This window comes from Mahella australiensis 50-1 BON (genome assembly GCF_000213255.1).
Classification (GTDB): Bacteria; Bacillota; Clostridia; order Mahellales; family Mahellaceae; genus Mahella; species Mahella australiensis.
This window is the reverse complement of the sequence record NC_015520.1, coordinates 1,369,464-1,394,522: the sequence shown is the minus strand read 5'-3', so window position 1 is coordinate 1,394,522 and position 25,059 is coordinate 1,369,464. Positions and strand designations below refer to the sequence as shown.

The following is a 25,059-nucleotide window of genomic DNA, read 5'->3' as shown; positions in this document are numbered from 1 at the left end:
GTCTTTTCCTCTCCTCTTTGTCACCATATACCGTATTCGCCTTCGCTTACGCGTTTTGACAGTATATTCGTGATTATTATCAGCACAAATCCTATCACCGATTTGAACATGCCTGCGGCTGTGGTAAGACTGAATTGGAATCCGCCTATACCCATGCGATACATGTAGGTATCGATAATGTCGGCCACATCGTATACCGGCGGACTGTAGAGGTTCATAACCTGATCGAATCCGGCATCCAGTATGCTGCCGGTCCTCAATATCAACATTACCGCTATTGTGGGAGCTATACCTGGTATGGTTATATGCCGTATGCGTTGCCAACGGTTGGCGCCATCCAAAACCGCCGCTTCATACAATTCAGGGTCCAGACCGGCTATAGCCGCCAGATATATGATCGAACCCCACCCTATGCTCGCCCATATATCGGTCGCCACAAGCACCGTCCGAAACCATTGTTTGTCGGCCACAAAAAATATGGGCTTTCCGCCAAATGCCTGTATTATCTGGTTGACTATACCCACCGACGGTGATAATGCCATCATCACCAAACCAGCCAATACAACCCATGAAAAGAAATGCGGCAAATAGCTCACCGTTTGTATAGTGCGTTTGAATGCCGTGCTCTTTACTTCGTTGAGCATCAACGCAAGTATTATGGGTGCGGGAAAACCAAATATTATCTTATATGCGCTGATTATTATGGTATTCTTTAAAACCGGTAAGAAATCCGGTCCCGTAAATAGATACTGGAAATGTTTAAGCCCAACCCACGTGCTGCCCCAAACGCCTTTTACCAACGAATAATCCTGAAAGGCCATCAAAAGCCCGTACATCGGGCCATACTTAAATATGATGAACCATATGAGTCCGGGTAAAAATAATAAAATGAGATATTTATTTTGACCGTATATCTTGAATTGCCTCTTTATCTTATATATAAGGCTATTGTTTTGTTCGGGAGCCTCTAATAAGATGTTCGATCTCATGCTCACCTGTTTGTCTCCTCTCTGTTGTTTGTTTACATCGTAATTTTAATTCATTGGAGGAAACATTGATAGTGACTTTTTATCAAATAAATGCACTGACCATAATGGATTTCATGATCAGTGCATGTGACATTTCATTAGATAAATGACATTATATCGCTCTATGAATTGTTTTGGCTCATCTAATATCATCCGCCAGCTTATCAACAGCATTTGATTTTCTATATTCTGTAGGCGTCATCCCCGTACACCTTTTAAATGCTCTGAGGAAACTGCGCATATTATTATATCCCACCATACCGGCAATAGCATTTATATCTTTGTCGTCAGACACCAAAAGTTCTTTGGCTTTGCTCATACGCACTCCTATTACATAATCTGTAAAGTTATGGCCGGTAACTTCCTTGAACAAGGTACTCATATATGAGGTACTCATATACACCTTTGACGCCACATCGTCCAACGAAAGGTCTTCAGAATAATGTTTTTCTATATGGGCCTTTACGGCTTCTACAATAGCGTTGTTCTTGCTGCTGTGTTTTTTATCGATGTAATCGATAAGAGCGTTAACCCTTTCCTCAATAAAAGTTCTCATGCCATCGATATCCTCTATGGATCGATAATCCTTATATGTTTCAAAGAAACTCCTGTCGAATACATCCTCATAGCTCATACCCATGGTACCCATGCCGCGAAAGACGCCGTTCATCAATTGCCACAGCATCTCGGATATATATGAGGCCATACCCGCACACTTGGGTATGCCGTCATAAACCTCATCGATGACGTTCATGGCAGCAAGCCTGTCTCCTACTTTTATGGCATTTATCATCTCGATCTCTTTATCCATGGGATAATAGTACTTAGGCACATCGCCGCTTATGCTGAAGTTGTTTATATGGATCAACGAACCGTTTCCTGTAAGTACTTTATAGTTCAAAGCGTCCAATGCCTCACGATATGATAGATGTATATCGGTTATCCTCTCATAAGCGTTGCCTATGCTTATGGTCGCCGAAATGCCAAGTCTATCCTCAATATCCTGCTGCATAGCTTTCGCAGCGCTTATAACAGCGTTCTCATCGCCGTGAAAGCTCATCAGCGCTATTATCCTATTCTCATCCATATTCCCGGCTACGGCATGAACGCCCGGTACAGATATGCTTTCCACTATATCTCTTATCGCCGCTTTCATAATTGCAATGGCTCCAGTATTACGGATATACGCCGCATCGCTAAATCTATCCGTACTCACGATTGCCACAGCAAAGCCGCAATGTTGATAAGGAAAGCCTATAGCATCCAATTGCCTGAATACATGTTCCATGTCATCTATATAGCCACTGCAAAGGCTGATCAATAGGCCGCTTTTTATCTCCTGTCGGCTGTTATCGTATAAGTCCTCTATATTGCTCTTTTGAACCATTATATCATCGACCGCTTTGCTGAGCACCCTATACTCGTCGTCGGCTGCTATATCTCTGCCCCCAATTCTATTTAGAACTTCTAATATGGGCTTATAAAAGTTAAGGGATACAATTGCCCAAACGGCCATGCCGCCGCCTAAGCATAATAACATCAACCATACGGTGAGATCCCTTATCCCTTTCGTAGCAGCAGTAAGATATGCTACATCTTCCGCCTTGACATACATCCAGCCATTGTATGGTGAACGAACGCAGGATATCATCTTGGACTCCCCGTTTATGTCTATCTGACCATATCCGCTGTCGCTTTTTATTACGTTAAAGAAATCGTTTTGTCGGGACAATAGAGCAAAATAATCGGTGTCGCCGCTCAACAGTTCACCATTTGCATCCGTCACAAATAGATTTTGATCCGCAGGCATATTCTGTTGAATAACGCTGAATAGCTTGGTCCTGTCGAGATTGATCACAATAACGCCTACCTTAGGCAGCGACATCAGCGGGAACTCTCTCATAACGGTGATGGCGTCAACTTTTGCACCAACCTTATCTATAACGCGGTGATTTATCAATAATTTCCTAAAGCCCAGAGGAGCGGCATCATCATAGATATCAAGCCAACCGGTATCCGGCAACACACTGGCATCAACAGCGCCGCCGGGGGCGGAAAGCGCTTTACCGCTTTCAAGATAATACACATATATAGAGTCTATATATGTTTCGGTCATTTGAGAACTGACCATAGTGGGCAGTTCGAGTTTCTCGGATAAGGACAGTCTGTTATAATCCTTCTGCATAAGATAGTGCATCGATAGATTACTGATTATGGTGTCTGTTTTCTTCATCGCCGCATCCATAACCTGCTGCATCTGACGCAAGGTTTGAAGATTGGCCTCATTCACCTTCTCTTTTATGCTTTGAGACGCCCTGATATACGAGAATCCTCCCACGGCTAGTACCACACCGGCTAATATGATGCTGAATACTATTATCAATCGCGTATACACGCTCTTAAAACGATATTTATGCAGATAATAGGCTATATTCCATTTCATAAGCTTGCACAGCCAGAGCGCTGCTCCTCCTCCTTTCCGTTATTGCCTATTCAAGCGAAAATATACAACTCTTTTATGAAAGTATTATATCATATTCTTTCGTTCTCGACCATAGCGTTATTCACTGATAACGCGATCGACTATCTTATAAGCTTTGCAAGCGACAGTTTCAAATAGCCATATAAATATTAATATAATCCGGTTTACAAGGTAGGATGGCAATGTTAGAATTATAATATAGATATATTTAGGAGGTTTTGTTATGCAATGTGATTGGCAAAATCAATATATATTGACCAAAAACAGAGAGCCTGCCCACGCTACCTTGATACCGTATGCTGACGCAGGTGCTGCTGCCTCTTTCGAAAGAGGTCTTTCGCCGTATTTCAAGCTGCTGAATGGGCAATGGAAATTTTGTTATCTGCCATATCCCGCAGCTTGCCCAATGGGTTTCGAACAGCCTGAGTACGATACGCAAACGTGGGATGAAATTCCTGTGCCCAGCAATTGGCAGATGCTCGGCTACGGTAAGCCCAACTATACTAATGTAGCGTATCCTTATCCCGTGGATCCGCCTTACGTTCCTGACGACAATCCTGTGGGATTATACAGGCGTGATTTTGAGATACCGCCATCGTGGCAGAACAGACAGGTCTTTTTAACATTCGAGGGCGTCGACTCGGCCTTCAGAGTATGGATAAACGGTCACGAAGTCGGCTATAGCCAAGGCAGTCATCTGCCGTCGGAATTCAACATCACGCCATACGTACATGCAGGCGGCAACGCGTTGGCCGTACAGGTATATCAATGGTCGGATGGTAGTTATCTGGAAGACCAGGACATGTGGCGCTTAAGCGGTATATTCCGCGATGTGTACCTTATAGCCACACCAAGCGTACACATGCGCGATGTGCACGTCGACACAATTCTTGATGATGTGTGTGCGGATGCTGTACTCAACGTAAAAACATACATCAAAAATTATGCAAATCACGAGAGCGAAAACTATACAGTAATAATGGAGCTATTAGACAGCGACGGGCAAAAAGTAGCCAAAAAAGACGCCACAGCTGCCCCAATTTTAGGAGAAGAAATCATCGTAGATATGGAAACGCCCGTCTCTGATCCTCATAAGTGGTCAGCCGAAGATCCATATTTGTACACATTGATACTGACTCTAAATGATGCCGAAGGCAATACAGAAGAAATCGAAAGTTTTGCCGTGGGCTTCCGCAAAATAGAGATAAAAAATCAGCAACTATTGGTAAACGGTGTATCAGTGAAATTAAAGGGTGTGAACAGGCATGATACACATCCAGACCTTGGCCACGCTGTATCGTTGGAATCCATGATCAAGGATATAACGCTTATGAAGCAGCATAACATAAACGCTGTGAGAACATCTCACTATCCGAATGACCCGCGTTGGCTGGATCTGTGCGACCGTTACGGCCTATATGTCATAGATGAAACCGATCTCGAATGCCACGGATTTGCATTTACGGGCAATCTCAATCAGATCTCCGACGACCCGGAATGGGAACAGGCTTATGTGGATAGAGCCGAGCGCATGGTGGAGCGGGATAAAAATCATCCATCCATCATCATATGGTCGCTGGGCAATGAATCAGGCTATGGACGCAATCACGATGCTATGGCAGCCTGGATACGCCAACACGATACGACGCGGCCCATACATTATGAAGGTGCTCACGACGCACCGGTCGTTGATATAGTAAGTGTCATGTACCCCACAGTGGAAAAGCTTGCACAAGAAGGACAAAGGACCGATGACCCACGCCCATTTTTCATGTGCGAATATGCGCATGCTATGGGCAACGGCCCCGGCAATCTCAAAGAATACTGGGAAACCATCTATAAATACCCACGGCTTATAGGCGGATGTGTCTGGGAATGGGTGGATCACGGTATACGCCAACATACGCCGTCAGGGGAGGAATGGTTTGCATATGGTGGAGATTTCGGAGACGAGCCGAATGATGGCAATTTCTGCATCGACGGCTTGAATTTTCCCGACCGTATACCCCATACCGGCCTTATCGAATATAAAAAGGTATTAGAACCGGTAAAGGTGGATGCTATAGATATGGCGACAGGAACATTTTCCATCAGCAATCTATATAATTTCATATCGCTGAGGCACCTCGATGGCAGTTGGTCTCTGGTGAGCGACGGAAAAACGATACAGCACGGCGCTCTGCCTGCCCTGGATATAGCCGCCGGCCAGTCCATGAAGATAACAGTACCTTATACCATGCCTGCCGCTAAAGCGGGTACCGAATACTGGATAAATTTCAGCTTTACATTAAACCAAGACATGCTATGGGCCAAACGTGGCTTTGAAATAGCATGGGCACAATTTAAGCTGCCTGTGGAGGCACCATCCGTACCTATAGCTGTATCGGAAATGCCGGAACTAAGCTGTCTGCAAACCGACAACACTATAGAAATAGCAGGCCATGATTTTAAATTGATATTCGATAAGCATTATGGGAGAATAGCATCTTATAATTACAACGGTATGCCAATGATACACGAAGGCCCACGGATAAATCTGTGGAGAGCTCCTACCGATAACGATATACATCAAGCAGAATTATGGAAAAGAGTGGGATTGGACAAGCTGATAAGCCGTATTGCTGATATCTCATTTTCTATGCTTTGCCCGCAAGCGGCACAGATTATGGTATCATACGTCTTAGCCCCATACAGTTTAACACCGGTATGTCGTGCTAATGTTGCATATATCGTATACGGTAACGGTGATATAGAAGTAGATGCTGACATATCGCTGCGTTCCGATCTACCCCATCTGCCGCGCATAGGCATGGAAATACAATTGCCAAAAGGTATGGAGCAATTTACATGGTATGGGCGCGGTCCGCATGAAAATTACATAGATAAAAAGGAAAGCGCCAGAATAGACGTATATGCCGGCACAGTGGATGAGCAGCATGTACCCTATATACGCCCGCAGGAAAACGGCAATAAATCGGATGTACGCTGGGCTGCTGTTACGAATTTGCGCGGCATGGGATGGCTTATAATTGGAAAACCTACGTTTAACATAAGCGTGCATCATTACACGACACAGGATCTGACCAAGGCCGACCATACCTATGAACTGGTACATCGCGATGAGACTATAATCAATATAGATTATGAGCAAGACGGCCTCGGCAGCAATAGCTGTGGTCCCGGTCCATTGGAAAAATACCAGCTCAAGCCGGAGGATGTGAGCTTCAGCTTCATATTAAGACCATTTTCGGCAGATGCCATGTCGGCTGTAGCATCGAGCAAACGCTATCCTCAAACAATATAAGAATTATTTATAATGGGGGTGTATACACCCCCATTATAAAACATATGTCCTAAAATCCGATTCTTTCTATCTCTTTCGGATAAATATTATATGCTGATTTTTCTCCGGCCATGACTTTATATAAGTCAAAAGAAGCGCTTTTTATACCTTCTGTAAATTCGTTATATGGCTTGCAACAGACATCCACTGCTCCTATTTGAAAATTCTCCCCATCATAACGTCCCAATACGGGCTGATCATTTAACTGGAAATAGTGCGTACCGACACAGTATTTATTAGCCGCTCCGGTTTCAACATAATACTTGAAAGCCACTCCCCTTTGTTGTTGATCGGTAACAGCACGAAGTCCTGTGGCTAAAAGCCCTCGATCCAATGCTCCGAAGTGGAACTCCCCAACCAGCACAGGCATATCTATAATCTTGCCCACATAATCAACATCAGAAGCTGGTGACATTTTATAGCAGTTAATCGAAAATACATCAAAATTTTGATGGCCAGCCAATAACTTATCTTGGGATATATAACCATATCTCATGCCCAAATTCAGGTGATCGGGATCTATTTTCTTTACCTCTTTACTGGGCACGGCAACGTATCGTTCTATCATTACTTCTGAAAAATCATCCAGATCCGCAAGGGCTTTAGGCGATAAAGCTGTTGTATCTAGGCTGTTTTTTAATTGATCAAAAGATAAAAGATCAATATTCCATTCTTTTGAAAGCTTCTGTATATCCCCGTCATATCGTTTGGCTAAAAAACTTATAAGGGCATCTTTTGATGCTGATGGATTATCATCCTCTAGTAATATTCTTGCTAGATTGAGATCTTGTATAAAAGCCCATTGAGGCTCATTCCGCAAGAAATATCCTATCATATATGGATCTTCCTTAAAAGGCTCTAACTGTCTAGCAAATTTTATTGCATTCTTCTCATATTCCTCAGAGAATACATCCGGGAAATCTCTAAATACTTTATATTCGGTATCCGGAAAATCCGCGAGTGGCCATACATATGGCATTCGGGCGCATTTTATAAAATCTGGCGATGACCAATTACCTATGGTATTTATACCCCATTCCAATAACCTTCTCCTAGTAATCCGCGCCCATTGGCCCCACCAGACATTGCCAAATGTTTTTATGAAATCAGCTATAGTAAAATTGAAATAATTTTCGTCACTGTTAGATGTACTGATAGTCCAAGCTTCTTTGAAAGCACCTTTCTCATCGGGCAACCATTCGAAGAATTTCCTTATCCCATTAATATAAGCATTCTCACCCGGCCATACGCAATCCATGCCTAAGCTGTAAAAAGCATTTCCTTCAGGGTCTACCAGCCACCATCTTCTCCCATCGTATTCTGTTCTAAAAAAACCGCTGGCTTTAAAGCGTTTGTTTTGCCATCCACCGTATTCATCCAATGCGCATCTGCCCTGAGCACTGATTGACTTCTCAGACTCATTGAGTAAATAAACCTTTAACTCATCCTCACCGTGAGTTTTCCCATACCACTCCCTTGTAATCAGTTGCCCCAATTTGTCGACCAAAACAGTGTCAGGCAGAGGATAATCCGGTTCTTCTTTCGCAACATGCATATCAAATATTTCGAGTCTTTGGCGCGTAAAACATTCCATACTGCTTATGGAAAGTTTGCAGATTTTCGACGGATCAACCCCCTGTCCTGCAACAACCGTTTTTAATTTCCCAGGTGTTCTAGGTAAAAACATATGCTGTGAATTCAGAGCATTAGACGGCAAAGATAATCTGGCCTTTATGCCAGGGAGCACGCCCATAGTAACACTCAAATCAGGTTTGGTACTATTGATTTCCCAAAATTTTATAACAACTCCCATAACCCATTGTTCATGGTTTAATACATCAAGTATCAGATAACCCTCATTGCGCCACCATTGCTCTAGGATGTCCTTTTCGCAGATCAGATCTCCTCCTTCTTTATCGAAATCCAAAACGATGCTGTTACCGTTCTCCGAAATATTGACCTCACATCTTTCAGCTAAAAAGTGTGTTAGATCGGAAATAACCATGCTAATTCTCTCCTTATAACAGCCTTGAGTACTTTCGCAAATTTTGAAAGTACTCAAGGCGTATTGTAATATTCAACTGATAAATATAATTATACGCTTATTATTCAGTTATGAGTACTTTATCTATGGAACCAGCACCTACTACAAAAACCATACACCATGACAACAACAACCCTATTATCTTTTTAAGCATTATAATATAACCTCCTCAGCACTTTTAATTTATTTTTTATATTGCATGAAAGGCAATATATTGCCCTTCATGCGTTTTGCGAAATCAATCATTCATTATAAGTCGGCCATGCATATTTTACTCCGGCAGCCTGTTTGTTTTTTTGGAAATTCTCATTGCGTATCTTGATAATATCCTGCATCCCCATTTTATTCATCTGCTGAATAGTTTCATTGTATATTCTCTCACATTCGGCTTCGGATTCGGCTACCATCATCTGCGCAACCTGTTTTCTCCAGTACTCGTCTATCTGTGTAAGTTTATTGCTGGCATCCGTCCCCGGATCTGGTCCGAGTTTTTCAAAGAGCGTTGTGTGGTAAACTATCTTAGACATATCTTTATACCAATCTTGTTTTAACTTATCAGTCTCGGTTACAGGCTTGGTCCTCTTTTGTACTCTAACATAATCCACCAGCCACCCAAAACCTCCAAAGCCGTACTTATTATCAAATTCTTCTGGGTTTTCCAATTGGAGTTGCAGCAGTTCCGGCATCAGCTCAATGGTTCCATCCGCATTCACTTTATAAGTTTCACCTTCGATACCGTAACTCTGTATTAAATCGCCTTCTTCGCTATATAGGAACTCCAAGAATCTTATCGCCCTATCCGGATGTTTTGACTGTTTAGTAACACATGTCGTATTCCATCCTATGCCCGACTCTATTCTTACCGGATCACTTCCATCGTTAGAACGTATGGGCTCAACAGTCACGAATTTAGCTTTTTTGTCCAGTTTATATAAATCATACATAGGGCCTTGGTAATCCCCTACATTACCTAAAAACGAAAATACGCTGCCGGACTTTATTTTTTCTTCGATTTGTTGCCTTTGACTAGTAAATACCTCTTTAGACACCAAACCCTCTCTGTATAGTCTGTTTGCGAACTTAACAACCTCCAAATATTTGGGATGCAGCCTTTGGTCTATATAGTTACCCTGTTCATCTTCCATAGGTACACCAAAAAATGCTGGCAAAGTAAGATCTACAGCATCCATACCTTCCGCACCGAATGTCATAGGCTCAACCTTAACCCCCTGGTATTTTATGTCGCTGTCTTTTACTTTTTTCAAAGCATTTATCGCACCTTCCTGGGTGCTGAAATCATTGCGCGTTATTCCCAGTTGATCCATAATATCCTGCCGAGCCAATATACCCGCATTAGTTTCCCAATAATTCTTTTCCGGGTCCATCTCCTCGGGTGCCCAAAAGAAGCTGACTATACCGTATAAATTACCATCAGGGAATTTATGCGTCTCTATCATCGATTTGGGCAAGATAGTCATTAATTCCGGCGCATATTTTTCACTCAACTCATTTATCGAATAAACCAGTCCTCCCTGTACCATCAGTTTGAACTGCGGTGACGCCCACCACAATGTTACTATGTCCGGCAGCGTGCCACCTGCTATCATAGCATTCAATTTCTCGCTGCCACCCGCAGCAGGTGTAATTACGTTCACCGTCACTCCGGTTTTTTCAGTCACCAATTTATTCATCATTCTGTTCTTGGCATCCCAGGTATAAGCTGCCCAGTCATAATCGATGTACCAATCCAGCGTTACCGGACTGGTATCCCAAGACCAACTTGGGCCAGTTTTTTGTTGCTCTCTTTCACCTTCGGTCTTGTTATTAGTTGCTTCACTGCTCTCATTAGGTTCTTCTGCTTTTTCCGTATCCGAAGCTCCTGAGCATGCTGCAAGAGTGGATACCAGCAACAACACTACCAAGGCCGCACTGAGCCACCTCATCTTTTTTACCATTACGACATTCCCCTTTCTTTTAATTAAAAATATATATTTCCAGCAGAATGGCAGCATCCTGCTTGAAATCACAACATATCAACCTTTTATTGACCCTATCAAAAGCCCTTTTACAAAGTACTTTTGTAAAAAAGGATATACTATGATAATAGGAATAATTGTGATCATCATAGTAGCATATTGCATCGTCGTGGATGTTACAGCATTTTGTTCGATATGCAATGAAGCTGCTCCGGCTTGCGCTTTTTGTGCTGCTGCAGCTTTGGTACGGATAATTTTCATTAAATAAAGCTGTATAGGTTGTAGTTCTTCTTTAGTAGTATATAACATGGCATCAAAATATGAATTCCAGTGGCCAACAGCCACAAATAGAGCGATGGTAGCAAGCACCGGGGTCGACAGCGGTATAACTATATTGAAGAAAACCCTATATTCACCGGCTCCGTCTATTTTAGCCGAATCGAATAACGACTGCGGAATACCTTTAAAGAATGCGTTAAATATTAAAGCATTATAGAATCCAAACAAGCCGGGCAAAATATATACCCAAAAGTTGTCCAATAATCCAAGCATTTTAATGGTTAGATAAGTCGGTATCATACCTCCGCTAAAATACATAGTAATGATGCCTAGAGCAGCATATATATTTCTGCCCATTAAATAATCCCGTGAAAATGCATAAGCAAATAACGCTGTAACCAATAATGTAAGGACGGTGCCTATGATCGTTCTTGCGATAGTTATGATATATGCATGCAAAATAGCTCTGTCTGATAGTACTATACGATAATTATTCAGGCTAAATTTTCTCGGCCAGAGATATACTCCTCCGCGCATATAGTCTAAGCCTTCGTTAAACGACCCTATAATGCAGTACCAAAATGGATAAAGTGTAATCAATATAATAAATACCATAATTATGGTATTTATTATATCAAATATCCTATCTCCCCTTGACCTGTTAGTTACCATAGAACTTTCCTCCTTTATGTTACGCTCGATTAAAATAGCGATTGTTCCGTTAATTTTTTGGATATATAGTTGGCGGTAACCAACAAAATGACTGATATCGCAGAGCGGAATAAACCAACCGCAGTCGCATATGAAAATCTCATACTGCCAAGCCCCATTTTATAGGTATAAGTATCTATAACCTCACTCCTGCTGACATTGAGTGGATTCTGCAACATCCATATTTGATCAAAATTCGAACCTAACATACCGCTTATTGCTAAAATCAGCAGAATAACTATAGTACCAGATATAGATGGCAGTGTTATATACCACATTCTTTTAAAGCGACCCGCCCCGTCTACTATGGCAGCTTCATATAGTTCTGGGTCTACGCCGGCTATTGCAGCCAAATATATAATAGCATTCCACCCTAAACCTTTCGTAATACCGGTAATTACAGCTATAAACCAGAAATACTTCGGCTCGCCCATAAAAAGGACGGGATCCTCTATAACACCCAATCTTTGTAATACTCCGTTCACCACCCCGTCAGGAGCAAGCATGTTTATTATTAGACCCCCATATATAACCCAAGATATGAAATATGGTAAATATGATACGGTTTGAGTAAACTTTTTAAATTTATCATTCGCAATTTCATTTAATAGTAGCGCAAATATTATAGGAGCTGGGAATCCTATTATAAGGCCTATAATATTTATAGCCACTGTATTTGTCAAAACATTAACTATATCCGGACTGTTAAAAAACTCTTTAAAATATTTTAACCCCGCCCAGGGTGCTCTTAAAATACCTATAAAACTGGAATCCAAAATGTTATAGTCTTTGAAAGCTATCAATACGCCGTACATAGGAATATATGCAAAAATGATCAACACAATTAATCCGGGCCATATCATACTTTGCAAATCTAACTGCTTTAAAAACCGGCTCCATTTGCTTTCTTTACTTTTAGATATGGTAATGGGCTTATTAGCTAAACTGTTTTCATGCATACTTACAAACCCCCAATGCTTAAAATTAAATAAATATCAGTTTAGGTACATTAGCATTATACAGAAGAAGCATTGCGGGTTAAAGTAACATTTTTGGTCATTTGGTTACTATTTTAGCTGTGTATGAAATGGAATTGTTATTACTGTTTTGGTATATTGACCCTCTTGACTATAAAGACGAACTGAATACTGTGGTCCATAAAAAAGCTTTATTCTATCGCTAATGTTCTTCAGACCTATAGAACCGTTTGGCTTCGTATTATTTAACAGGTGTTCGTCCTCTTCTATGTTTGATGCCAACACATCATTTATCTCGTTCAGCCTTTTATCAGATATACCTACGCCATCATCTCTAACTGTGATTTCCAAATTACAATCTATGATATGAAAGTCTACATTTATATTTATAGAAGACTTACTATTACTAAATCCATGCTTTATAGAATTTTCCACTAATGGTTGGATAATAAACTTAATGACCTTATGATCCGCCAGGTCTGATGGAAGATTAACATTTAAACTAACTTTATCTCCATATTTAATTTTTTGTAACTCAATATAATTCTTTACATTTTCAACTTCGTCTTTTATCGGTATATATTTATAATCATTGTTCATATTATATCTAAGTATCTTACCGAATATAGCTATAGCTTCCGCCCCATCATAATTTCCATCTAATTCCAATTTACTGTTTATAATATCAATAGCATTATAAATAAAATGAGGATTCATTTGATACTGCAATGCTGCAAATTCGGCGTTTCTCTTATCACTTTCCTTTTTTAACATGCTTTTCATTAAAGCGTTTATTTTATCTATTAAAATATTGAAATTATACGCCATTCTCCCGATTTCATCATTATATTCAATAGGTATCCTTATATTTAAATTCCCTTGTGCTACTTCCTGCATCATTCCTAACATGTAATTTATCTCTTTGAAAATGAATTTTAATGATAAATAAAGCAGTAATAGCATAGAAAGGATACTTATGCCAATTGTTAAAAGCATATTTATCCTGGCTTTTTGTAAATTGTCTTTTATACTTTCATTCGTCAACATATTAAACACGCTTATTATTTTGACTCCTATAGGATCGACAGTATCATATACATAGAGAGTGTCTCCACGAATGTCATATCCTTTATTTCCTAAGGCATTTTGTTTTATCGTGGCGGGAAGAACAGCGTTGTAGGGAAATAATACTTTGTTAGAGTTATCTAATATATAAAAGTAATAGTTGTTATTATAAAGATTAGTTAGTTCATTGAACATATCGCTCACTTTAATATCCAGAACCATTATTCCCATATACTGGTGATCTATGCTATATAGCTTTTTAATAAACGAAAATACCTCTGTCTCATTTGGATCCTTTGAACGTGCAAAAAGTTCTATTTGATGAGAACCCATCCACATATAATTCTATGAGCTTTTTATGAAATCATTATACCACTTTGAGTTTGAAATTCTGCTCAATTTATAGAAGTAATCCCACGATTCTGTTAAGTTCGCATTATTTGTATATATACTTATTCTACATATATTAGCTTTATTAAAAATAATTGTATTTTTTAATTGAGGTATTATTTGGTATTTATAGCTTTCTAACAATTCGCTCATTAAAATGTATTTGGAAGACAACAATCTGTTTAGCTGCGGGTCCATGGATAAACGCTCCATAATGTCTTCTGTTGTATTAATTTTATATAACAGAGCACTTTTTATGCTTGCTGCACTTTCGCGAGCTTCATTTATGTAATCTCGCTCAATACTATTTAACATCTTATTATATGAGTAAACGCTAAAGTAAACGATCGGTATTGCTATAACTATGATATAGATAATTATTAGTTTTTTAAATAAACTCATATTTTCATATATTTTTGATACCCTTTTAAGCATATAAAATACCTCACTAGAATAAATGCCCAAGCAAAGTTTTATTCATGCAGAAATTATTTTTTCTCTGAAATCATGAGGAGAAAAACCAAAATAAGCCTTGAATGCCCTTGTAAAGTATTTTGGATTTTCATATCCTACCATTTTTGATATTTGAGTGATTTTATTAGAAGGATCTTTTAGTAATTTTTTAGCATTTTCCATCCTAACGCTGGTCAAATATTCGACAAAACTAACCCCCATAGTTTTCTTGAATAATTTGCCGAAGTACGAATAATTCATATTTACTATATTAGCTATAACAGCCATATTAATATCCTTATAGTAATTTTCTTTCACATATTTGATAGCAATATCGATAGCATTGCTCACGGCTTGAGACTCAACTAAATAGTTCATATCATTTATCTTAGTCTTCAAAAATCTACGCATATCCGCTAAATTGTAGAATTCATTAAAATCTTTATACTGAAAATCTCGCTCACCGTTAATGCTATACCATTCATTGATAATATGAACGGCATAGTTATATAATTGGCTAAGTTTCTCTATAGATATATCCCTTAAAACATCCAGGTTAAATACATTGTCAATAACCTCACACATTCTATATATATCAAAATTATCGGCATACTGCCTTAAAACATCCAATCTTTGTAGAGCAAAAGTAATATCGTCGGATTTATGTTTTATTTTACCATATTCAATAATATTATATTCAGGATATATAATCCTATATATAAGCGCTTTATAGGCATGCTTATAAAGACTATGAATGCTGTAAATATCTTTTGCACAGTCACTTATAGATATAAATACTCTTACGAAGCGCTGGCTCAATATATGATATAAATAAGAAAGCTGGGAAATGATCCCATCATATTTATCGGGAGTATGATAATTAAACAATAAAGCAAGCATATGCTCCTGATCACACAAATGTAACACGTTAATGCCAGTTGCTTCAGGCTTAGGTTTTTCGAGCTTAATTATATCGACAGCTATATCTGAAATTTTATTATCTGTTTCGTCTCTAACGTCTATTATACCAATACACAAATAATTATAATTAAAGTCTTCTTTTATAGATTCTATAAGATTATGCAATATTTTGCTGTCAATATCACTATTTACCAAAAGCCTGCTTAGATTATTTTCTAATAATATTTGGTGATAGTATGCAGCGTTGCCGGCGCTTCTTGCCTTTTGTTGTTCTTTCACGGCTTTATCCAATACTTCTCGCAAATCAGACAATCCTACAGGTTTTAAAAGATAATCGATCGCCCCTAGCTTAAATGCTTCTCTCACAAATTCGAATTTATCATATGCGCTCAATGCTATAAAATTGGGCTTATAGTTAATACATTCGCCGTATTCCTTTATTTGCTGGATTAATTCCAAACCATCCATATCAGGCATACAAATATCGGTAATTATAATATCAGGCTTATATGTAATTACCCCTTCAAGTGCTTCTTTTCCGCTAAAAGCCAATATCACTTTTACTTCATAGGCCAAATCCAATCTCTTTATCTTGGATTCAATACCTTTACAAATAATTTCTTCATCATCTGCTATTAATATGCTATACATGATCTAACCACCTGCCCAATTTCTGCCATGCACAGTGGTGAACTACATCGCCAATAAATTGGCGAGCTTCTGATTCCCGATGAAACATTGTCCGTTCCATCGGTACATCTCAGGTGGGTCCAACGCCACTACTGCTGGGTTAGGTTTGCCAACCCTACACAGATACTTCTTCAGTATATTGTACGCTCCAACACAATCAGCGTTGTAGGTCTTACTGTCTACCACATATAAGCCTCTGTATTTACGATTGCTCTTTTGGGCGCTCGCTTCTGATACCTCTGTTGCATATGGGCTGCACTGGCTGGTATAGCTCTCTTCTTGTTTGTCGGTAAATATGCCTCTGTCAGCAGTTTTGTATGTAAGCAGCTCCTCTACTTTCTTAAACGGCCATTTGTGAACTTTCTGATTGTTAACTTTACCCATGTCTTTATCATCTCGAATATGCGATAAATCACCAATAATAATGGCAGCCACCCCTTCTTGCTCTGCAAAGTCTATAACCTGTTTGGTGGCTGTATGCAGAAGATGATGGACCTGCTTTTTGCGTTTTGTATATAACTGCTGTATCCGCCTGCTGCTCTTTTTGTACTTTGCTTCAGATGTTGCCTGCTGCGCATATGTTATCGACTGATGGTGTGCTATCTCTTTGTCGAAGTAGCGGTTTATGCTCAATAATTGCCTGCCCGATATGATCATGCTTTTGCCTGTGGACGTATAGCATGTCATAAGGTTGTTAACTCCCAAATCAATGGCCATGTATATTGCGTTATCTTGTTGATATTGGGTTGCTGGCAAATCGACGATAATATTAATCTTATATTTGTTACTCCTGGGTATGGGTATTATCTCGATGACTTTTGCTTTGCCAGCAAAGTTTTTATATCTATCAGGTATTTGTATGTACAGAAAGTCTGTGTCCAGAACATATTTTTGTTTCATATACAACTTCTGCTGTTTTGGTACTGTAAGCCTGATAACTCCGTCTGATATAACAAACCCTTTGTTCAGGTACCGTATATTGAAGTTGCTATGCTTATATTTAGGCGGCCTTGGATTTTCTATACCGCCGGTCTTTTTCAGCTTGTAAAACGAGCTCCAAGCTTCGTCCAGCTGTTTGAGCACTTCCTGAGCTGTTTGCGATGGCAGGTTTTTGTACCAAAAGCTTTCCTTTAGCCTCGCTTTTTGTTCATACCAGTCCGGATAGGGATTGCCGCTTTCTTTCGTCCAGGTAATTCGCTCGTAATTTGCCACATTCCAAAGCTTTGATGAGGCATATGTCAGAGCGCTTAATATAATGCATTGTTCTTTATTGGGGTTTAACTCGAATTGTATAACCCTCTGCTTTGCGTTGGGTTTATTTTTCTTTAATCTCACTATTTCACCCCCTTGTATTTTGGTGTTCGATATATTTTTTGATTGCATCTTCGGATATGGAACCTATGGTCTCTATATAAAACATAGTATCCAACCTGACTTCCCCTTGGCACAAGTGGCGAAGGCTTCTGCAAGACTATCGGTAATTAAAAGCGGTTCTCATCTCTCCAATAAATTAGAGAGGATTCCCGCCGCGCCCCCTAAATAATTATTTGCCGAGCGCTTTTTTGAATTCCTTTGTTATCAAAGGCAATATCTCGAGCACATCGCCCACTATACCGTACGTCGCCACCTTGAATATAGGCGCATCTGGGTCTTTGTTTATAGCCACTATTATATCCGATGACGACATGCCTGCCAAATGCTGAACGGCTCCAGATATACCACATGCGAAATATACCTTCGGCCCCACTGTCTTGCCGGTTTGTCCTACCTGATGGCTGTACGGTATCCAACCAGCATCTACCGCAGCCCGCGACGCTCCTACAGCGCCGCCTAGCGTTTGAGCCAATTCTTCTATCAAGGTAAAGTTTTTGGGATCCCCCAGGCCTCTGCCCCCCGATACGATTATATCTGCTTCGAGCAGGTTGACGGTTTCTCCAGCTTCCTCTACCACCTGCAGCACGCGCGTTTTTAAACCCTGTTTTAGCTGGGGCTGTTGGCGGAGTATGCGGCCTGAACGTTCAGAATCCGGTTCTAATGGTTTCATAACCCTAGGACGCACCGTGGCCATCTGGGGCCGATGATCCGGGCATACGATAGTAGCCATAAGGTTACCGCCAAAAGCCGGCCGCGTCTGCATGAGATTTCCCGTATCGACATCTATTTCTAATCCGGTGCAATCCGCAGTAAGACCAGTACCTATGCGTGCAGCCACCCTCGGTCCCAATGAGCGACCATAAACTGTAGCTGCAAGCAACACTATGTTAGGCCTATAACGCTCTACAAGGTAGGATAGATTATCTGCATAGAGCTCATCGTTAAAACGCTCGAGGTCCGCATGATCCAACCAGTAAACCTTATCGGCGCCATAGGCTATAAGCTGCTGAGCCAGCGGCCGCACTTTATTGCCTATCAATACGGCTGCCAAATCCTGACCGAGCTGGTCGGCCAGATGCCTTCCAACGCCTAATAGTTCAAAGGCTGCGCTATCTATGACCCCGTCCTTTTGCTCCGCAAATACCCATACATCCCTGTATGATGAAAGGTCGCCCATGCCCGTCCCACGCTCGGCTTGAAAATCTATCGCGTCGAACTTGCATGCATCTGCACATGATCCGCATAGCGTACAGTTGTCCAATATAACGGCTTTGTCGTTTTCCATCTTTATAGCACCAAACGGGCATGCCCTGACACACACGGCACAGCCCGTACAGTTTTCTTCTATAATCCTTATGCTCATTATACACTCCTCATACAGGTACTTTTATCTGCAATTGCAGCAACTTTTCTACAAGTTTATGAGCCTGCTCCTCCGGTGTACCGTCTATTATTTCGGTGTTTATATTTATTTCCGGAGTAAACGTTTTTATAACCTTGGTAGGTGAACCTCTGAGCCCTATTTTATCCTTATCGGCACCTACGTCGTCAGCCGTCCATACCGGTATAACCGCTTTTTTGGCTTTCATCATGCCTTTTATGGACGGCAAGCGCGGCTCATTTATCTCTTTTACAACGGTTATGACGGCAGGCAACGAACATTCTATAACCTCGTAACCGAAATCGGTCATACGCTGTGCTCGTATATAATCTTCCTTTATCTCCTCTATTTTTCTGACGCACGTTATATGCGGGATACCGAGACGTTCGGCTAATTCCGGCCCTACCTGTCCAGTATCTCCGTCTATAGCCTGTTTGCCGCATATTATGATATCATAGTCACCTATCTTGTTTATTCCTGCAGCCAGTGCCGCCGAAGTAGCCAATGTATCCGCCCCGGCAAATGCTCTATCGCTCAAGAGTATACCATCGTCCGCTCCGACAGCTATGCATTCCTTTAATATGTCAGCTACTTTAGGTATACCCATGCTTATAACCGTAATTTTGCCGCCCGTTGCTTCTTTAAGCCTCACGCCTTCTTCTACCGCATATGTATCGAATGGATTTATGACGCTTTGAGCCTCATCCCTAACCAGCGTATTGGTATCCTTGTTTATCTTGACATCATTAGTAGCCGGCACTTGCTTTATGCATACTATTATATTCAATGCGCTATCACCTCATTTTTTGCTGGCATATTGCTTTATCAATTCCAGCGCTATTATATTGCGTTGTATCTGATTGGTGCCTTCATATATTTGAGTGATCTTCGCATCGCGCATCATTTTCTCGACAGGATAATCCCTCATATAGCCATAACCCCCCAGAATCTGGACGGCATCGGTGGTAACCTTCATGGCTACATCTGAAGCAAACACCTTAGCCATCGATGACTCTTTGCTGAAATCTTTGGCTCCTGCATCGATCATGCGCGCCGTAGCATACACGAGTGCCCTGGCAGCCTCGGTTTGCGTAGCCATGTCAGCCAGCATATGCTGTATGGCCTGGAATGAGGATATGGGCTGTCCGAATTGATAGCGTTGATGCGCATAACTAGCTGCATAATCCAAAGCCCCTTGGGCTATGCCGACCGCCTGAGCTCCTATGCCCGGCCGCGTACGGTCAAAATTCTTCATAGCCACTATAAAGCCCATGCCTTCCTTGCCAAGGATATTTTCTTTCGGTATGCGACAATCGGTGAATATCACTTCACGCGTGGCCGATGCCCGTATACCGAGTTTCTTTTCTTTCTTTCCGAATGAAAGGCCGGGAGTATCTTTTTCTACAATAAAAGCCGAAAACCCACGGCTTCCTTTACTCCTGTTGGTTACCGCCAAAACGACATAGACATCAGCCTCACCGCCGTTGGTTATCCACTGTTTGGTACCGTTTAATATATAATAATCGCCGTCTTTAACGGCCATAGTCTGTATACCGCTCACATCGCTGCCGGCATTGGCCTCGGTCAATGCAAAAGCAGCTAATTTTTTACCAGCTGCTATATCCGGCACGTATTTTTGCTTTTGTTCTTCTGTACCAAATAGCAATATTGGTGTGCAGCCTAACCCTGATGCAGCATAGCTGACAGCTACGCCGGCGCAGGCACGGCTCAATTCTTCGATCACAAGGCACTGCTCGGTTATACCTCCGCCCAGTCCACTGTATTCCTCCGGTATATATACGCCGAAAAGATCTGATTCAGCTAATATTTTCATTATCTCGTATGGGAATTCCTCTTTTTCATCCAGTTCCCGGGCTACCGGCGCTACTTTTTCATCGGCTATGCGCGCCGCCAATTCCTTTATCATTTGTTGTTCTTCCGTAAGGAAATAATCCATCCGTCAAATCCTCCCCATAAATTATATTATAAGTTTAACATATTGCATATAACTTGACAATATAAAAGATTGGTGCGCTATTCAATAGATAAGAAAGAAGCCGAGATAAAACCCCGGCTTCTAATAAATAATTATATTTATCGTTATTTCTGGCTTATTAATTTTAGTATATGTTTATCGTTGTATACGCGAGTTAAATCCATAGATTTTAATTCCATAATGACTATTTCAGCAAGATATAGCACCCTGCATCCGTTCTCAAGATGCCCTGAATAGGCCTTTTCAGAATCGGCTACAACTGCATGCAAATGAGGCTTGCTATCGGCTATTATTCCATCTATCGATGAAAGCTCCAGAGGTTTATTCTCCCAACGCTCGAAGTGCTCTACTGCTGGATATCCCGTGGTGGTCACCATATGCAATACGCACATATCCAATGTGCCTATGGCGGATATCACTACCGCATCCTTTATTCCCTCTTTCGCGATTAATTCGTTTATATTTTCCAGGATCATATCGCCTTGATCAAGCCTCAATACAAACGTCCTGCCTATCTGTTGTGTTGAAAAATATTCCATAATTCCATTTCTCCTTATTGCAATAAAATATTATGTCAGGCTGCTCAATCTGTCAAATATAGATTTAAGCGCCGGATATACGCTTTTATAATTATCGTACAATTCATCGTATAAATCTTTATTTCTATAATCAGGATCAGTTTCGCTTTCCACTTTAAGCATTTCTATCGCCTGGTATATATCAGTCCATATATGAGATCCTACGCCAGCTATTAAGGCTGCGCCAAAAGCTCCTCCATATTCACTGCCGTTTACGGTTTTAACCGGCAATTGAAATACATCAGCCTGAATCTGCCTCCAAAGCATACTACGTGAACCGCCTCCTGAAGTCCTGATTTCGGAAATCGGCACATCGCTGCAATTTATTATTAGTTCCGATACATGCCTTAAGCTGAATACAACACCCTCCAGCACTGCCCTTATGAGATCTGGAACATGATGCTGATAAGTTATACCTATAAAAGCACCTCTGGCCAATGGGTCAGCATAAGGACAACGTTCCCCAAAGATATATGGAAGAAATATAAGGCTCCTGCTGCCTGGTGGTGAAGCAGCCGCATTTTCATTCATTCTTTTATATATATTATCGCAGTTATCGTCATATAAAATATCCTTAAGCCATTCCAATGATGCTCCGGCACCCAGGGTAACACCCATAGCATGCCATGTGCCGGGATAATTATTGCAAAATATCTGCAAAGACCCATGTTCATTGAATTTATAGTTATTCAACCCCATAGCTACTATCCCGGCTGTACCGATTATAGTACCGAGTATACCTTCTTTTATCAAGCCGGTACCGGTCGTCTGGACTACTGCATCCCCGCCACCCCCCACCACCGGCAAACCTTTCGGTAAACCTGTCATTCCCGAAGCTTTGGCATTGACATAGCCGGTAACTTCTATGGATTCAAAACAAGAGGGTAAACGGTCTTTAGAAATATTCAATATAGATAGCAGTTTATCACTCCAGCGGCGATGTTCTACATCAAATAAGCCGGTTCCGGATGCATCAGAAACATCGGTTGCAAAATCGCCTGTCAACCTGTATCTTATATAATCCTTTGGGTTAAGGAATATATGCGTCTTTTCGTATATATAAGGCTGATGTTGTGCTAGCCACAATATTTTACTTGCCGTATAGCCCGGCAGCATATTGTTATTAATCATCTCCAACAAACGTTCTTTACCACCAACCATTTCAATGATACTTTGACATTCCTGAAATGATCTTTGGTCATTCCAAAGTATAGCAGGTCTCAAAACATTTCCGCCGCTATCTATGGCAACAAGGCCATGCATCTGTCCGGAAAGGCCCATGCATGATAAAGCATCGGTATTAATTCGACTTTCTTTTAATACCTTCTTTATGCTTAAAATCACCGCATTCCACCAATCGACCGGGTTTTGCTCCACCCAGTTTAACCTAGGCATGTCGACTCCGTATCCAGCAGAAGCATCGGCTATTACCTGGCTATTCTCATCGATTATCACGCTTTTACAGCTCGATGTACCGATATCTACTCCCAGCATATACTTATGCTCCAAAATATATCCGCCCCTTATCCTAAAATCATCTATATATAACGCAGCCTTATGTGTTTTATATGCAAGTACTCATATAGTCCCTCAGGACCATGTTCCACACCAAAACCACTATCTTTCCATCCTCCATAAGGGGCGTTTATAACGCCGGCATCAACATTATTGATCGCTATATTACCGGCCTCAATCAGATGAGATAAACGTCTAGCTGTACTTATGTCCTGCGTAAATACTATGGCAGCCAAACCGTATTTTGTATCATCGGCCAATTTAACAGCTTCTTCCAAATTCTTAAATGGCATAACACCTACCAGCGGCCCGAAAGTTTCCTCGTTCATCACTAACATGCTATGATCCACATCGCGTAGAATAGTCGGTTCAAAGAAATATCCCTTTTCAAACTTTTCGCCCGACGGCCGTTTGCCGCCGCATACGATCTTTGCCCCTTTACCAACGGCATCTTTTATATGCGACATTGTTTTCTCCAAACCACTCGATGTACACATCGGACCAAGATCGCATGGATCATCCGTCAGGCCATTGCCTATTACGAGCTTCTCAGTAGCCTCGGCGAAACGCTCTATAAATTCCTCGTATATATCCTGAGACACATAAATCCTGTTTATAGCTATGCATATCTGCCCCATATTCCTAAAAGATCTTCTTACGGCACCAGCTACGGCGGCATCCATATCGCAATCGCTGCAAATAACCATAGGTAAGCTGCCGCCGAGCTCCAAAGATACCTTTTTTAAGGTATCGGCAGTACTCTTCAGAACCCCTTTACCCACTTCCGTGGATCCTGTGAATGCTACTTTTTTGACCAACGGATGAGCTGTTAAAATTGCGCCTATAACCGAACCCGGCCCCGTAACCGCATTCAACACACCAGCAGGTATACCGGCATCGACTACGCATTTTATGAAAGCCAGCGGAGAAAGAGGTGTTTCCGACGGCAGTTTGGCCACGAGCGTGCATCCCGATGCTAGGGCTCCGCCCACTTTCCACGCTAACAGTTCTATAGGATAATTCCACGGCGATATAGCCGCTGCCACGCCAATAGGCTGATATATAACCATACTCTCCATGTCCACTTCGGCATTAGCTATAATACGGCCATATACTCTCTCTCCTTCTTCAGCATAATAGCGCAATATATCTGCTCCTTTTTTCACCTCTCCCTCAGCTTCAGCCAATGGCTTGCCCTGTTCCATGGTCATCAGCTTAGCTATTTCTTTGGAACGTTCCAAAATCGTGCTGCTGGCTTTGCGCAAATATCGCCCTCTTTCAAACGGCGTCAAAGCGCTCCAGTCTGTAAAAGCCCCGTCAGCCGCAGCTATAGCCCTCTCCACGTCATTTGGGGTAGCCAGCGGTACCTCGGCAAACACTTCCTCCGTAGCAGGATTAATTACTTTAAATGTATCTCCAGTTTCCGACTCTACCCATTTGCCGGCTATAAACATCTTCTCATGCATCATTTCTCGTATTCCTCCGGGTCCAATTTACCTGTCACCCACAGTACTGTCAGCGGTATATTTCCCCTCTGGTATGTGGTATGAAACTCTTTAGGCGGCACATACAATGCATCACCGGTTTTTATAGGAAACTCGTCGTCACCCACAACCATTACCCCTTCGCCTGAAATGACATAATAGACCTCTTCTTCATCATGTACATGACCGGTGGTAGTCCCTGTAGGATAAATAACAGTGTATCCCATCTTCAAGCGTTTTGATACGTTATCGGGATCAATAAGGAAATATGTATCCCTAAGCACCGCTTTTTCACGGTCTTTTACCCTAGCTCTTAAAGAACGCGGATCGACATCCGGTTGCTTTTCTTGTACATTTACTAGATATTTCATC

18 protein-coding genes are annotated in these 25,059 nt (G+C 41.3%); 1 reads left to right on the top strand and 17 read right to left on the bottom strand.

Going from position 1 to position 25,059, the window contains the following annotated elements; translation table 11 throughout:
• Nucleotides 1–20 precede the first annotated feature (20 nt).
• The gene (locus MAHAU_RS06625) at nucleotides 21–989 is read right to left on the bottom strand and encodes an ABC transporter permease (RefSeq protein WP_041643920.1); all 969 of its coding nucleotides are present in this window, start codon (nucleotides 987–989) and stop codon (nucleotides 21–23) included.
• A 178-nt stretch (nucleotides 990–1,167) separates the two neighbouring features.
• Complete coding sequence (locus MAHAU_RS06620) at nucleotides 1,168–3,471, bottom strand: helix-turn-helix domain-containing protein (protein ID WP_013780954.1); 2,304 nt, start codon at nucleotides 3,469–3,471, stop codon at nucleotides 1,168–1,170.
• 262 nt (nucleotides 3,472–3,733) lie between these two features.
• Between MAHAU_RS06620 and lacZ the strand changes: the two genes are divergently transcribed.
• Entirely contained in the window at nucleotides 3,734–6,814 is a 3,081-nt protein-coding gene (lacZ, locus tag MAHAU_RS06615) for a beta-galactosidase, LacZ type (protein ID WP_013780953.1), read from the top strand.
• Nucleotides 6,815–6,863: 49 nt separating this feature from the next.
• On the opposite strand, the gene MAHAU_RS06610 is transcribed toward lacZ, so the two are convergent.
• From MAHAU_RS06610 to MAHAU_RS06540, 15 genes are all read right to left on the bottom strand, one after another.
• Nucleotides 6,864–8,858, bottom strand: coding sequence for a hypothetical protein (locus tag MAHAU_RS06610; protein ID WP_013780952.1), 1,995 nt, complete (start codon nucleotides 8,856–8,858; stop codon nucleotides 6,864–6,866).
• 281 nt (nucleotides 8,859–9,139) lie between these two features.
• Nucleotides 9,140–10,852, bottom strand: a complete 1,713-nt coding sequence (locus MAHAU_RS06605) for an extracellular solute-binding protein (RefSeq protein WP_013780950.1) — start codon at nucleotides 10,850–10,852, stop codon at nucleotides 9,140–9,142.
• A gap of 78 nt (nucleotides 10,853–10,930) precedes the next feature.
• Nucleotides 10,931–11,824: a carbohydrate ABC transporter permease gene (locus MAHAU_RS06600; RefSeq protein ID WP_013780949.1), complete on the bottom strand. Its 894-nt coding sequence runs from the start codon at nucleotides 11,822–11,824 to the stop codon at nucleotides 10,931–10,933.
• Between the two features lie 29 nt (nucleotides 11,825–11,853).
• Nucleotides 11,854–12,822, bottom strand: coding sequence for an ABC transporter permease (locus tag MAHAU_RS06595; RefSeq protein ID WP_013780948.1), 969 nt, complete (start codon nucleotides 12,820–12,822; stop codon nucleotides 11,854–11,856).
• A gap of 108 nt (nucleotides 12,823–12,930) precedes the next feature.
• A complete protein-coding gene (locus MAHAU_RS06590; RefSeq protein ID WP_013780947.1) occupies nucleotides 12,931–14,244 on the bottom strand; it encodes a sensor histidine kinase in 1,314 nt (437 codons plus the stop codon).
• A gap of 6 nt (nucleotides 14,245–14,250) precedes the next feature.
• Nucleotides 14,251–14,730, bottom strand: coding sequence for a hypothetical protein (locus MAHAU_RS06585; protein ID WP_013780946.1), 480 nt, complete (start codon nucleotides 14,728–14,730; stop codon nucleotides 14,251–14,253).
• Between the two features lie 42 nt (nucleotides 14,731–14,772).
• Nucleotides 14,773–16,320, bottom strand: a complete 1,548-nt coding sequence (locus MAHAU_RS06580) for a response regulator (RefSeq protein ID WP_013780945.1) — start codon at nucleotides 16,318–16,320, stop codon at nucleotides 14,773–14,775.
• Between the two features lie 42 nt (nucleotides 16,321–16,362).
• Nucleotides 16,363–17,694: an RNA-guided endonuclease InsQ/TnpB family protein gene (locus tag MAHAU_RS06575; protein WP_049783345.1), complete on the bottom strand. Its 1,332-nt coding sequence runs from the start codon at nucleotides 17,692–17,694 to the stop codon at nucleotides 16,363–16,365.
• Between the two features lie 208 nt (nucleotides 17,695–17,902).
• Nucleotides 17,903–19,096: an electron transfer flavoprotein subunit alpha gene (locus MAHAU_RS06570; protein ID WP_013780943.1), complete on the bottom strand. Its 1,194-nt coding sequence runs from the start codon at nucleotides 19,094–19,096 to the stop codon at nucleotides 17,903–17,905.
• A 10-nt stretch (nucleotides 19,097–19,106) separates the two neighbouring features.
• On the bottom strand, nucleotides 19,107–19,901 hold the full coding sequence (locus MAHAU_RS06565; protein ID WP_013780942.1) for an electron transfer flavoprotein subunit beta/FixA family protein: 795 nt from the start codon (nucleotides 19,899–19,901) through the stop codon (nucleotides 19,107–19,109).
• Between the two features lie 12 nt (nucleotides 19,902–19,913).
• Nucleotides 19,914–21,071, bottom strand: coding sequence for an acyl-CoA dehydrogenase (locus MAHAU_RS06560; protein WP_013780941.1), 1,158 nt, complete (start codon nucleotides 21,069–21,071; stop codon nucleotides 19,914–19,916).
• A 143-nt stretch (nucleotides 21,072–21,214) separates the two neighbouring features.
• On the bottom strand, nucleotides 21,215–21,649 hold the full coding sequence (locus MAHAU_RS06555) for a PPC domain-containing DNA-binding protein (RefSeq protein WP_013780940.1): 435 nt from the start codon (nucleotides 21,647–21,649) through the stop codon (nucleotides 21,215–21,217).
• Nucleotides 21,650–21,679: 30 nt separating this feature from the next.
• Nucleotides 21,680–23,197, bottom strand: a complete 1,518-nt coding sequence (xylB, locus tag MAHAU_RS06550) for a xylulokinase (protein WP_148258395.1) — start codon at nucleotides 23,195–23,197, stop codon at nucleotides 21,680–21,682.
• Nucleotides 23,198–23,226: 29 nt separating this feature from the next.
• Complete coding sequence (locus tag MAHAU_RS06545) at nucleotides 23,227–24,672, bottom strand: aldehyde dehydrogenase family protein (RefSeq protein WP_013780938.1); 1,446 nt, start codon at nucleotides 24,670–24,672, stop codon at nucleotides 23,227–23,229.
• Entirely contained in the window at nucleotides 24,669–25,058 is a 390-nt protein-coding gene (locus tag MAHAU_RS06540) for a cupin domain-containing protein (RefSeq protein WP_013780937.1), read from the bottom strand. Before MAHAU_RS06540 ends, MAHAU_RS06545 begins: the two co-directional genes overlap by 4 nt.
• Nucleotide 25,059: the final 1 nt, after the last annotated feature.